Source organism: Tardiphaga sp. 619_E2_N8_4 (assembly GCF_051810905.1).
In the GTDB taxonomy this organism is placed as follows: Bacteria; Pseudomonadota; Alphaproteobacteria; order Rhizobiales; family Xanthobacteraceae; genus Tardiphaga; species Tardiphaga robiniae.
The window spans coordinates 5,092,812-5,104,966 of sequence record NZ_JBPWQJ010000001.1 but is presented as its reverse complement, the minus strand read 5'-3'; the positions used below and the strand labels follow the sequence as shown (position 1 = coordinate 5,104,966).

The following is a 12,155-nucleotide window of genomic DNA, read 5'->3' as shown; positions in this document are numbered from 1 at the left end:
GCGCCGGCCGCGCCCTCCGCGTCAGATCTTCTGTCCCTGCGGCGCTTTCGGTACTGTCGGCACTACGCCACCGCCAGTTCCACCCACCTCGATCTTGATCTTCTGAACCTCGGTGCGTCCCGCCGGATACTTCACTTCGATGGTCACCTCATCGCTGCCGACGAAATCCGCCTTCGATTGATAGAAGGCGATGAACCCTGGCACTTCCAAAGCGAGGCACTGCTTGTAGTTGGTGGCGCTGACCTTGCCGCGCTTGATACTGACGGTACCGTTCGCGGGTGGGGTCACCATGCGCAAGGCGGGGAGGGTGCCCGAGGTGCAGTCGGGCTGGACGTTGAGATAAACGCCGACCTGGAAGTTGCGCGCGGTCGGGCCCTTGGCGGTCTGCTCGACGACAGTCGGTGTCGTGGCAGGCGGCGCTGGCGAGGGCGTCTGTGCCCAAACGGCGGTTCCGGCACCGGTTCCCGCCAGAGCGCTTATGACGAGACTCAGCGCGACGACCGGCTTGCGAAACATGGAATTTCTCTGGATTGGCAGGTGATAACCGCGCGTCGCGACATCCCAAGGATGCAGCAAAAGTGCTGTCATATCAATGGATCGCAGGCCCGTCGGCCGTGTCGGTGAGGGGCGTTTGGCCGGTCTCACGATTTGGTGTAATTCTTTGAATCAAAACGTGTTTGGGTAGCTCCGCGGGGCAATCGCCACATCTGTGGCGGGCATGCTAGGAGAACCCACGGCGCCAGTATGGTGAATCGCCGCGCCGGCTTTTAAGAATTCTGAGGTTTGTTGAATGGTGTCGAAAGAAACTTCCGCAGCGAAGGATGCGGTGCGCACGCTGCGGGTCGGCGTCGTGGGCGCAGGTGTCATGGGCACCAATCATGGCCGCGTGCTGGCCGGGCTGCCGGGCATCGAAATGGTCGGCATCGTCGATCCCATGCTCGAACATCGCACCCGCGCCGAAAAACTGATCGGCTGCAAGACCTTTGCCGATCTGGACGCACTGCTGGCTGCCGGCGTCGATGCCGTGACCATCGCAGCGCCCACTCACTTGCATCACGAAGTCGCGCTCGCCTGCATCGCCAAGGGCATCCATGTCCTGGTCGAGAAGCCGATAGCATCGACCGTGGAAGAGGGACGCGAGATCGTCGATGCCGCGCAAAAGGCTGGCGTGACTCTGATGATCGGCCATGTCGAGCGTTTCAACCCCGCCGTCGCCACCATCAAGAGGGCGATCGAGGGCGAGGACATTCTGTCGATCGGCATCACGCGCGTCGGCCCGTTCCCGCCGCGCATGTCCAATGTCGGCGTCGTCATCGATCTCGCCGTGCATGACATCGACCTGATCCGCTGGTTCACCGAGAGCGACATCGTCGAGGTGCAGCCGCAGCTCGCTTCCGCCGTCGCCGAGCGCGAAGACATCGCGCTGCTGCAGTTCCGCACGGCATCCGGCGTACTCGCTCATATCAACACCAACTGGCTGACGCCGTTCAAGGCGCGCACCGTCACGGTCGCGACGCGCGGAAAATATGTGATGGGCGATCTGCTGACCCGTCAGGTCACCGAATGTTTCGGCTTTAAGACCGATGGCAGTTATTCGATGCGGCATCTGCCGGTCGGGCAGGACGAGCCGCTGCGCGCCGAATTGATGGCGTTTCTCGATGCGGTGCGGACCGGCGGCGTGCCGGCGGTGACCGGCGAGGAGGGCGTTGCTTCCCTCGAAATCGCGATCCAGTGCCTTGAAGCGCCGAAGAAGCGCGCGGCCACAGCATCACGTCCGGCGCCCCGCAAGGTGGTTGGCTGACGCAAGCGCGGCCCGGCGCATGCATACGCCGGCGTCCAATATCCAGACTTCAACACGACTCTGCAGGCCAGGCATCATGAACCAGCACACCCGCATCGACCCCGTTCCCTTCATCGACCTCAGTGCGCAGCGTCAGCGGCTGGGTGCGTCGATCGACGAGGCGGTCACCCGTGTGCTCAATCACTGCCAGTTCATCAATGGTCCGGAAGTCGCCAGGCTCGAAGCAGAACTCGCCAAATATTGCGGCGCCAAGCACGTGATCAGCTGTGCCAGCGGTACCGACGCGCTGATGATGGTGCTGATGGCCAAGAAGATCGGCCCGGGCGATGCCGTGCTGTGCCCGTCCTTCACCTTCTGCGCCACCGGCGAGGCCGTGGCGCTGGTCGGCGCGTCGCCCGTATTTGTCGAAGTCGATGAAGTCACTTTCAACATCAGCCCTGAATCCGTGAAGCGTGGCATTGCCACCGCCAGGAAGGCCGGTCTGAAGCCCCGGGCGATCATCCCGGTCGATCTGTTCGGCCAGCCCGCCGATCTCGATGCGGTCAACGCCATCGCCGAGGCCGAGGGCCTGTTCGTGCTGGAAGATGCTGCGCAGGCCTTCGGTGCCACCTATAAGGGCAAGCGTATCGGCACCTCGGCGCTCGCCACCACCACCAGCTTCTTTCCGGCCAAGCCGCTCGGCTGTTTCGGCGACGGCGGCGCGATCTTCACCGATGACGACCAGCTCGCCGAGGACCTGCGCAGCATCCGTATCCATGGCCAGGGCTCCGACAAATACGACAATGTCCGTCTGGGCATCACCGGCCGGCTCGACACCATCCAGGCCGCGGTGCTGCTGGAAAAGCTGAAGATCTTCGACGACGAAATCGCCGCCCGCAACAAAGTAGCCGACCGCTACGCCCGCAGCCTCGGCAATCTCGTCACCGTGCCGCGGGTCGCCGAGGGCAATACGTCGATCTGGGCCTGCTACGTGATCCGCCTGCCCAAGGGCACCGACCGCGACGCCTTTGCCAATGCGCTGAAGGCGCAGGGCGTGCCGACCGCGATCTATTATGCGAAGTCGATGCATATGCAGACCGCCTACAGGGATTATCCTGTCGTTGATGGCGGCCTGCCGGTCTGCGAGGCGCTGTCGGCCGATGTCATCAGCTTGCCGGTTCATGCCTATCTCGACGAGGCCACCCAAGATCGTGTCATCCAGGCTGTGCGCGACGCGCTGGCGGCCTGATTTGGCCGTTTTGCACCGCCGCTTCATGCTATAGAAGCGGCTGATGCTGGGACGCATTTTCACCGTCGGCGGATATACGCTGCTCTCGCGGATCACCGGTTTCGCGCGCGACATCATGCTCGCGGCGATCCTTGGCGCCGGGCCGGTGGCTGACGCCTTCTTCGTAGCGCTGCGACTGCCCAATCATTTCCGCGCCATTTTCGCCGAAGGCGCGTTCAATGCCGCTTTCGTCCCGGCCTATGCCCATGTGACGGGAAAGGGCGGCCCGGCATCGGCGCATTTGTTTGCCGATCGCATCTTCACGCTGCTGTTCGCATCACAGGTCGTCCTGCTCATTTTGGCCATTCTGTTCATGCCGCAGGCCATGAGCGTCCTGGCGCCGGGCTTCACCGATGATCCCGCGCAGCGTCATCTCGCCATCGAGCTGACACGCATCACCTTTCCCTATCTGCTGCTGATCACGCTGGTGACGCTCTATGGCGGCATGCTCAACGTGATGCAGCGTTTCGCCAGTGCTGCTGCGGCCTCGATCTTCCTCAATATCTCAATGATGGCGACACTGGCGCTGGCTGCGTTCTTTCCGAGTGCAGGTCACGCCGCCGCCTGGGGTGTGCTGATTTCGGGCTTTCTGCAATATTTCCTGCTCGCCGGCGACTTGCAGCGCCATGGCGGGCTACCGCGTTTTGCGCCGCTGCGCCTCGACGAGGACGTGCGCGGCTTCTTCCGCGCGCTCGGCCCGGCGACGCTGGGCTCCATGGGCACGCAAGTCGCATTGTTTGCCGATACCATCATCGCGACCTTCCTGCCGGTCGGTGCGCTGTCGGCGCTGTACTATGCCGACCGTCTCAACCAGTTGCCGATCGGGGTGATCGGCATCGCCATCGGCACGGTGCTTCTGCCTGAAATGTCGCGGCGGATGGCGGCAGACGATCACGTTGGCGCCATGGGCGCGCAGCGCCGTGCCTTCCTGTTCTCGCTGTTGTTCTCGCTGCCCTTCGTCGCCGCATTCCTCGTGGTGCCCGATGTCATCATGCGCGCGATGTTTGCCCGCGGGGCCTTCACCAAGGCAGATGCTGCTGTCGCTGCGGCGACGCTCGCCGCCTATGCCATTGCGCTCATCCCCTTCGTGATGATCCGCAGCGCGGTTGCAACTTTCAACGCCCGCAAGGACACCACGACGCCGATGATTGCCGCGCTCACCGGCATCGCAGTCAACGTCGCGCTGAAGATTCTGCTGATGGGGCCTCTGGCGCAGATTGGCCTCGCGCTTGGCACCGCGGCGGGAGCCTGGATCAATCTGTTGCTCGTGATCTTCTTCGCCATGCGGGCCGGCTATCTCGAATTCGACCGCGCATTCCTGCTGGCACTCGGCAAATTCGCGCTGACCGGCGTGGTCCTCGCTGCGGTGCTATGGGGGACCGCGCGTCTTGCGGCGGAGCAGTTCGCGGGCCTCACCAGCCTCCGCGACGAAGCGACGCTGGGAGTTCTCATCATCGTGACCGTCCTGGTCTATTCGGCATTGGTCCTGACGCTTTTCGGCAAAAGCTGGTTGCGCAGCCTGGTCCGCGCCAGATAGCTCGCTTCATCGTGTCCCAAAGTCGGGCAGGGCGACGCCCCGTGCCACTTGCCGCCGTTCTCCCGCAGTGTAGATTGAGTCTAAACTGCATGCGGAGGAACGATGGCCCCCATCAAATTCGGCGTTGGACAGAGTGTCCTGCGCAAAGAAGACGACGCCCTCATTCGTGGCCGTGGCCGCTATACCGACGATCATGCGCCCGTCACGCTGCATGCCCTCGTGCTGCGCTCGCCGCATGCCCATGCCAATTTCACTATCGATGTCAGCAAGGCGCGCACACTTCCGGGTGTCGCTGCGATTCTGACGGCGGAAGACACCAAGGACCTCGGCGGTCTGCCCTGCCTGTTCAATCTCGAAGATCATCCTTTCACCGGGCCGGATTATCCGATCCTCGCCGCCGGGGAAGTCCGCCATGTCGGCGACGCCGTGGCCTTCGTCGTTGCGGAGACTGTAGCGCAGGCGCGTGATGCGATTGAGGCGATCGAAGTCGACTGGAAGCCGCTGCCGTCCGTGAACGGTCTGGTCAATGCCGTCGCCAAGGGCGCGCCGCAGGTATGGGCCAAGCATGCCGGCAATGTGCTGTTCGATGTGCCGATCGGCGACAAGAAGGCAGTTGATGCGGTGTTCGCCAAGGCACCCGTGATCGCCGACGTGAAGATCGTCAATCCACGCGTCATCATCAATTATATGGAGACGCGGGCGGCGATCTGTGAATACGACGCCAAGCGCGATTACATGACGCTGACCATCGGCAGCCAGGGCAGCCATCGTCTGCGCGACATCCTCTGCGACAACGTGCTGAAAATGCCGAAGGACAAGATGCGCGTGATCTGCCCCGATGTCGGCGGTGGTTTCGGCACGCGGCTGTTTCCCTACCGTGAATATGCGCTGGTGGCCTTTGCCGCCAAGAAGCTCGGCAAGAATGTGAAATGGGCGGCGGATCGCACCGATCACTTCCTCGGCGACGCGCAGGGCCGCGACAATGTCACCCATGCACGCATGGCGCTGAGCGAGGACGGCAAGTTTCTCGCCATGGATGTCGACCTGATGGCTGACATGGGCGCGTATCTGTCGACCTTTGGACCTTACATCCCGCATGGCGGCGCCGGCATGTTGCCGGGTCTCTACGACATCCAGACATTCCATTGCCGCGTGCGCACGGTGTTCACCAACTCCGTGCCGGTGGACGCCTATCGCGGCGCCGGCCGTCCGGAGGCGGCTTACGTCGTCGAACGTCTCGTCGATCAATGCGCGCGCAAGCTCGGCATGTCGCCGGATGCGATCCGCCGCAAGAACTTCATCCCGCCGAAGGCGATGCCGTACAGGACCGCGACCGGCAAGGTGTACGACTCCGGCGATTTCACGGCGCATATGAAACGCGCGATGGATGTTGCGGGCTGGAAGGAATTTCCAAAGCGGGCCAAGGCCGCGAAGAAAGAGGGCCTGGTTCGCGGCATCGGTATGGCCACCTATGTGGAGGTCTGCGGCACCATGGGCGACGAGACCGCCAATGTTGCTGTGGGCGCTGATGGCGACATCACCATTTTGATCGGTACGCAGTCGACCGGGCAGGGCCACCACACAGCCTATGCCCAGATCGTCGCCGAACAGTTCGGGGTGACACCGGACCGCGTCCACATCGTCCAGGGCGACACGGCGAAGGTCGCGACGGGCCTCGGCACCGGCGGCTCCGCTTCGATCCCGACCGGTGGCGTCAGCGTGCAGCGCGCCACCAGGCAGCTCGGTATCAATTTGAAGGAGCTCGCGGCAAATGTGCTGGAAACCAGCGTCGCCGATCTCGAGATCGATGGCGGCGTGGTGAAGATCGCCGGCACCGATCGCTCGGTATCATTCGCCGACCTCGCGAAGAAGGCTGATCCGTCGAAGCTCAATGCGTCGGAAACCTTCAGCAGCGCCGACGGCACCTTCCCCAACGGTACCCATCTGGTCGAAGTCGAGATTGATCCTGCGACCGGCAAGATCGCCATTGTCAATTACGTCATCGTCGACGATTTCGGCGTCACGCTGAATCCGTTGCTGCTGGCCGGCCAGGTGCATGGCGGCACCATGCAGGGCATCGGCCAGGCGCTGATGGAGCAGGCGGTCTATGATCCCGAGGACGGCCAGCTCGTCACTGGCACTTTCATGGACTATGCGCTGCCGCGCGCGGCCGACGGCGCGCCGATTTCGTTCGAGACCCACAACATCCCCTGCGTGACCAATCCGCTGGGGGTGAAGGGGGCGGGCGAAGCCGGCGCCATCGGCTCTTGTCCGGCCGTGATGAACGCCATCATAGATGGCCTCTATCGCGAATACAAAATCGAGCACATCGACATGCCTGCAACCCCGGAGCGGGTCTGGATGGCGATCCGCGAGCACGAACGGCTCCACACGCTGTAGGGCGCCGCCGCCGGGAATAGCCGGATGGCGGCGGGGTTCATCTACATGTTGCGAACTAGTCCTAATTGAATTCCAAACAGGGGTATTGGTTGATGAAACGTGCGCTTCTCGTTGTCGGAGCTTTGCTGTTGAGTGTGGGGGCGGTCTCGGCCCAGCAAGAGATCGTCAAGGAACGCCAGACGCTGATGAAATCCAATGGTCGCGCTCTTGGCGGCACACTCAGCGCGATGGCCAAGGGCGACAAGCCCTATGATCAGGCCGCGGTCGAGGCCGCGCTGACCGTGCTGGACGAAACCGCCAAGAAGCTGCCGACACTGTTTCCGGACAGCACCAAGGGTCTGAAGGCCGAGGGTGACTATTCGACGTCGCCGAAGGTCTGGGAAGACAAGGCCGGTTTCGATGCCCACATCGTCACCTTCGCCAAGGCCGTCACCGACGCCAAGGCCAAGATCAAGGATCTCGACAGCCTCAAGGCGAATGTCGGCGGCATCGGCAAGGCATGCGGCGGCTGCCACGAGACGTTCAGACTGAAGATCTGAGCTCGATTGTGAACTCTGAATGAAAGGGCGAACGCCGCAGCGCTCGCCCTTTTGTTCAACCATCGTCGATTCGAATGTTACTTCGTGACCTGTCCGCGGATCTCGCCGCCTTTGTTGGCCTCAGTGTGGATGTTGACATAGTACTTGCCGGCCAACAGGTCGGCGGCCTGTGCGTCGGTCAGCGTGGCGCTGCCTTCGGAGCCGGATGTGGCTGGTGTGATCGGTACGGCCACTCCGGCATTCTTGCCGGCTTCGGCGGGGCCGTGGAAATGCGCCATGGTCGCAGGACCCGTGAGGCCGGAATAGGTCAGCTTCCAGGTCAGCTTCTTGGTAGCGGGATCGAAGTCGATATCGGCGGTGCCCTTGCCGACGCTGGTATTGGCGGGCACTTCGGAAGCGCTGTTGAGGGTCGCCTTCATCTTGTCGGCGCAAGCGGGGCCGGCGAGGGCGATGCTGGTGCCGAGCGCGAGGGACGCGAGCATGATCGAACGAGGTGACATGGTTTTCTCCCTGATGATGGTGAGGTCGTCATGGCTGGAAACATCCGAGACGCCAATTCATTCCCCCGGGAGCCTAAGGGATGGATCACGGTTTCGTTCCGGCAGCGGCTGTTCAAGGCGATGCGCCCGTTGATGTTTGACCCGGATACCGATTGGACATGCACGTGCTGAAACGGCTTTTCATTCTCGCATTTGTCGCGGCTGTCATCGGCCTCGGCGTGTTCTGGTGGCTGACGATTCCAGTAACGGTGGCTGCGAGCACGCTCCCGCCGCACACGCCCAATCCCGGCAATGGCGCAGTGGTCTTCAATGCCGGTGGCTGCTCGTCATGCCATGCGACGCCGGCGCAGCAGGATCGGCTCAAGCTTGGCGGCGGGCTGCCGCTCACGTCGCCGTTCGGTACGTTCTATGTGCCAAACATCTCGCCGGATCCGGTCGCCGGGATAGGCCGCTGGAGCGAGGCTGATTTCGTCACGGCGCTGTTGAAGGGGACGTCGCCGAACGGTTCGCATTACTTTCCGGCCTTTCCCTACACGTCCTATCAGCAGATGAAGATGGAGGACGCGCGCGATCTGTTCGGCTATCTAAAGACGCTGCCACAGGTCGCCAGCAAGGCGCCGGATCATGCGGTGCCATTCCCGTTCAACATCCGGCGCAATCTCGGCGTCTGGAAGCTGCTGTTCCTCGATGGCAAGCCGTTCGAGGCGGATGCATCGAAGTCGCCGCAGTGGAATCGCGGCAGCTATCTGGTGAATGCGCTGGGCCACTGTGCCGAGTGCCACAGCCCGCGCGATGCGCTGGGCGGCATCGTGACGGCACAGCGCTTTGCCGGAGGTCCTAATCCTGACGGAGAGGGTTGGGTACCCAACATCACCCAAAAGCGTCTCGGTGACTGGAGCGAAAAGGACATCGCGTATTTTCTCGAAACCGGGCAGACCCCGGACGGTGACACCGCCGGTGGCTCAATGGCCCGCGTGATCCGCAATACCTCCCAGTTGAGCGCAGACGACCGCTCGGCGATGGCGCTCTATCTGAAGTCGCTCCCTGCGGTGGAGGGGCCCATCAGGCCCGCCAAAAAGGGCTAAAACCGCCTGCGCAAGGTTGGGTTGTGGCGAGGGTGCAGCCCTGCATGGAAACCCGCCAAGCCATGTCGCATCGGCGGTTTTCGTGAGGAGGCTCACGTGATTGTGTGCTGCAACATGAAGACCCCCACGATTCCCCTGATCTCCATTTCCCCGAACTCATGAACATCTTCAAAGCCGTGTCGCTGAAGATTGCCAGCACCATGGCGTTTGCCATCATGGGCGCGCAGGGTCGCTATCTCGGTAGCGACGTGCCGCTCGGCGAGATCGTGTTTGCGCGCGGGTTGTTTGCGCTGATCCCGATCGTGCTGTTCTTCGGCTGGCGCGGTCAGTTGCGCGGCGCGCTGCGCACGAACCGTGTCTCCGCGCATCTGGTGCGCGGCTCGTTCAGCGTGATCGGCACCTTCTGCACCTTCGGCGCGCTGGCGCGGCTGCCGATCGCGGATGTGACCGCCATCGCCTTCATCGCGCCGCTGATCACGGTGGTGTTCGCCGCGATCTTCCTGAAAGAGCAGGTCCATGCCTATCGCTGGTCGGCGGTGGCGATTGGCTTTTCCGGCGTGATCCTGATGCTGTCGCCGTATTTCCACGACCACGCGGCGCTGACCACGTCGATGATCATCGGTCTGTCGCTGGCGCTGCTCAATGCCTTCTCGTCGGGCGGTGCGACCATCCAGATACGCCGGCTGACCGCAACGGAGTCCTCATCCGCGATTGTCATCTTCATGACGCTGATCGTGATGGCGGCGTCGCTGCTCACGGCGCCATTCGGCTGGCGCTGGCCGACGAGTTTCGAATTGGCGCTGCTGATCGGCATCGGCATTTCCGGTGGGCTCGGGCAGATGCTGTTCACCGAGAGCTATCGCTATGCGCCGGCGTCCTTCCTGGCGCCGTTCGACTACACGGCGATGCTGTGGGCCTTCCTGCTCGGCTTCTGGATGTTCGGCGAGGTGCCGACGCCTTACGTGGTCGGCGGCGCGGTAATCGTCGCGGGCGCAGGCATCTTCGTCATCCTGCGCGAACGCCATCTTGGCCTGAAGCGGCTGCGTGACACACCGATGTCGCCGATTTCTACCATGGCCGATGACGAAGCCGATCCGGACGCGCCCATCGCCGTCCGCGCAAAGTGGCGCTGATTTTTCGTTCAATTTTGTTGCAATGCACACTGCGCTTTGCTGGCAAGCTGTGCCATTTCGATTTTAGAACGCGCGCAAAACACGGGGCCTTGCTCCTGCCACGCGGCTGGATTTATATGCATTTGCTGCTTTCACGCGGCACCCCGTGCATGACGGGCTCATGAGGCGAAATGACCGCGCAAGGGTGCTTGCCGGACGTGTCGTTCCTTCCCAGATAGACCCGGCTGCACAGAATTTTCTGACGACAGACGTTCCCGCAATCAAAGAGGTTACCAATGGTCAACCGCCTGCAATTCTACATCGATGGCGCCTGGGTCGATCCCGTCGTCAAAAAAACCACCCCTGTCGTCAATCCGGCGACTGAAGATGCGATGTACGACATTGCGCTGGGCTCCAAGGCCGACGTCGACAAGGCTGTCGCCGCTGCCAAGCGCGCTTTCGAGACGTTCTCCCAGACCACCCGTGAAGAGCGCATCGCGCTGCTCGAAAAGATCATCGCGGTCTACAAGACCCGCATGTCGGATATCGGTGCGTCGGTCTCCGACGAAATGGGCGCTCCGCTGCCGATGGCCGAGAAGCTGCAGGCCGGTGCCGGCCTCGGTCACCTCGTCGCCACGCTCGACGTGCTGAAGACCTATAAGTTCGACGAGGCGCACAACGCCGCCATGATCACGAAGGAGCCGATTGGCGTCGTTGGCATGATCACCCCGTGGAATTGGCCGCTGAACCAGATCGCCTGCAAGGTCGCACCTGCGCTCGCCGCTGGCTGCACCATGCTCTTGAAGCCGTCGGAATACACCCCGACCTCAGCGTTGATCTTCGCGGAAATCCTCCATGAAGCCGGCGTGCCGAAGGGCGTGTTCAACCTCGTGAATGGCTTGGGCCCCGACGTCGGCGTCGCCATGAGCGAACATCCCGACATCGACATGATCTCCTTTACCGGTTCGACCCGCGCCGGCATCGACGTTGCCAAGCGCGCCGCGAACACCGTGAAGCGCGTCAGCCAGGAGCTCGGTGGCAAGTCGCCGAACGTGATCCTCGATGGCGCCGACTTCGTGAAGGCCGTCACCGGCGGCGTCGCGCACATGTTCAACAACTCCGGACAGTCGTGCAACGCGCCGAGCCGCATGATCGTGCCGCAGGCGAAGATGAAGGAAATCGCTGCCATCGCGAAGGCGCAGGCCGACAAGACCAAGGCCGGCGATCCGCGCGCTGATGGCACTGTGATCGGTCCGGTGGTCAATCGCGGCCAGTGGGACAAGATCCAGGGCCTGATCCAGAAGGGTATCGAGGAAGGCGCCACGCTGGTCGCCGGTGGCCCCGGCCTGCCGGAAGGCGTCAACAAGGGCTTCTATGTGCGTCCAACGATCTTCGCCGACGTCACCGAGAACATGACCATCGCGCGCGAGGAAATCTTCGGACCGGTGCTTGTGATCATGGGGTCCAAGGACGAGGCTGACGCGCTCCGCATCGCCAATGACACCCCGTACGGCCTCGCTGGCTACGTCTCGGCTGATACAGTCGAGAACGCCCGCAAGTTCGGCCGTCGTATCCGCGCCGGCAACGTCAACCTGCAGGGCGCGCCGAACGACCGCACTGCGCCGTTCGGCGGCTACAAGCAGTCCGGCAACGGCCGCGAATGGGGCAAGCATGGTCTCGAGGACTTCCTCGAGGTCAAGGCGATCGCAGGCTACACCGCGGCGTAAGACCGCGTCGTTGAAGCGCAAGCTTCGTGACTGAAAACGCCGGCATGGAGCCATCCATGCCGGCGTTTTTGTTTCTACGATGGTCTCTCCGCCGTCATTGCGAGGAGCGAAGCGACGCGGCAATCCAGAAGGCCACAAGCGTGGCAAGACTGGATTGCTTCGCTACGCTCGCAATGACGTTGAGAGG

At 62.7% G+C, this 12,155-nt stretch carries 10 protein-coding genes; 8 read left to right on the top strand and 2 right to left on the bottom strand.

Features of this window, described 5'->3' with window-relative positions; all coding sequences use genetic code 11:
* Window positions 1–21 precede the first annotated feature (21 nt).
* The gene (locus AB8A23_RS24525; RefSeq protein ID WP_439057865.1) at window positions 22–516 is read right to left on the bottom strand and encodes a hypothetical protein; all 495 of its coding nucleotides are present in this window, start codon (window positions 514–516) and stop codon (window positions 22–24) included.
* Between the two features lie 274 nt (window positions 517–790).
* On the opposite strand from AB8A23_RS24525, the gene AB8A23_RS24520 reads away from it, so the two are divergent.
* From AB8A23_RS24520 to AB8A23_RS24500, 5 genes are all read left to right on the top strand, one after another.
* Window positions 791–1,801, top strand: coding sequence for a Gfo/Idh/MocA family protein (locus tag AB8A23_RS24520; protein ID WP_439057867.1), 1,011 nt, complete (start codon window positions 791–793; stop codon window positions 1,799–1,801).
* Window positions 1,802–1,877: 76 nt separating this feature from the next.
* Entirely contained in the window at window positions 1,878–3,029 is a 1,152-nt protein-coding gene (locus tag AB8A23_RS24515) for a DegT/DnrJ/EryC1/StrS family aminotransferase (protein WP_439057869.1), read from the top strand.
* A gap of 43 nt (window positions 3,030–3,072) precedes the next feature.
* The gene (murJ, locus tag AB8A23_RS24510) at window positions 3,073–4,605 is read left to right on the top strand and encodes a murein biosynthesis integral membrane protein MurJ (RefSeq protein WP_439057870.1); all 1,533 of its coding nucleotides are present in this window, start codon (window positions 3,073–3,075) and stop codon (window positions 4,603–4,605) included.
* A gap of 102 nt (window positions 4,606–4,707) precedes the next feature.
* Window positions 4,708–7,005, top strand: coding sequence for a xanthine dehydrogenase family protein molybdopterin-binding subunit (locus tag AB8A23_RS24505; RefSeq protein ID WP_439057872.1), 2,298 nt, complete (start codon window positions 4,708–4,710; stop codon window positions 7,003–7,005).
* Window positions 7,006–7,097: 92 nt separating this feature from the next.
* On the top strand, window positions 7,098–7,544 hold the full coding sequence (locus AB8A23_RS24500; protein ID WP_439057874.1) for a c-type cytochrome: 447 nt from the start codon (window positions 7,098–7,100) through the stop codon (window positions 7,542–7,544).
* A 77-nt stretch (window positions 7,545–7,621) separates the two neighbouring features.
* Here the strand turns inward: AB8A23_RS24500 and AB8A23_RS24495 are convergent, their stop codons facing one another.
* A complete protein-coding gene (locus AB8A23_RS24495) occupies window positions 7,622–8,044 on the bottom strand; it encodes a CHRD domain-containing protein (RefSeq protein ID WP_439057876.1) in 423 nt (140 codons plus the stop codon).
* Between the two features lie 164 nt (window positions 8,045–8,208).
* Between AB8A23_RS24495 and AB8A23_RS24490 the strand changes: the two genes are divergently transcribed.
* From AB8A23_RS24490 to AB8A23_RS24480, 3 genes are all read left to right on the top strand, one after another.
* Window positions 8,209–9,129: a c-type cytochrome gene (locus AB8A23_RS24490; protein WP_439057877.1), complete on the top strand. Its 921-nt coding sequence runs from the start codon at window positions 8,209–8,211 to the stop codon at window positions 9,127–9,129.
* A 158-nt stretch (window positions 9,130–9,287) separates the two neighbouring features.
* Window positions 9,288–10,262 carry a DMT family transporter gene (locus AB8A23_RS24485; RefSeq protein WP_439057878.1) on the top strand — a complete coding sequence of 325 codons (975 nt, stop codon included), beginning with the start codon at window positions 9,288–9,290 and terminating at the stop codon, window positions 10,260–10,262.
* A gap of 275 nt (window positions 10,263–10,537) precedes the next feature.
* Window positions 10,538–11,968, top strand: a complete 1,431-nt coding sequence (locus AB8A23_RS24480) for an aldehyde dehydrogenase family protein (RefSeq protein ID WP_068738114.1) — start codon at window positions 10,538–10,540, stop codon at window positions 11,966–11,968.
* Window positions 11,969–12,155 lie beyond the last annotated feature (187 nt).

Coding starts and splice junctions, on each gene's coding strand:
- AB8A23_RS24515 (WP_439057869.1), top strand. CDS start 1,878: ATGAACCAGCACACCCGCATCGACCCCGTTCCCTTCATCGACCTCAGT.
- AB8A23_RS24525 (WP_439057865.1), bottom strand. CDS start 516: ATGTTTCGCAAGCCGGTCGTCGCGCTGAGTCTCGTCATAAGCGCTCTG.
- AB8A23_RS24505 (WP_439057872.1), top strand. CDS start 4,708: ATGGCCCCCATCAAATTCGGCGTTGGACAGAGTGTCCTGCGCAAAGAA.
- AB8A23_RS24500 (WP_439057874.1), top strand. CDS start 7,098: ATGAAACGTGCGCTTCTCGTTGTCGGAGCTTTGCTGTTGAGTGTGGGG.
- AB8A23_RS24480 (WP_068738114.1), top strand. CDS start 10,538: ATGGTCAACCGCCTGCAATTCTACATCGATGGCGCCTGGGTCGATCCC.
- AB8A23_RS24485 (WP_439057878.1), top strand. CDS start 9,288: ATGAACATCTTCAAAGCCGTGTCGCTGAAGATTGCCAGCACCATGGCG.
- AB8A23_RS24520 (WP_439057867.1), top strand. CDS start 791: ATGGTGTCGAAAGAAACTTCCGCAGCGAAGGATGCGGTGCGCACGCTG.
- murJ (WP_439057870.1), top strand. CDS start 3,073: ATGCTGGGACGCATTTTCACCGTCGGCGGATATACGCTGCTCTCGCGG.
- AB8A23_RS24495 (WP_439057876.1), bottom strand. CDS start 8,044: ATGTCACCTCGTTCGATCATGCTCGCGTCCCTCGCGCTCGGCACCAGC.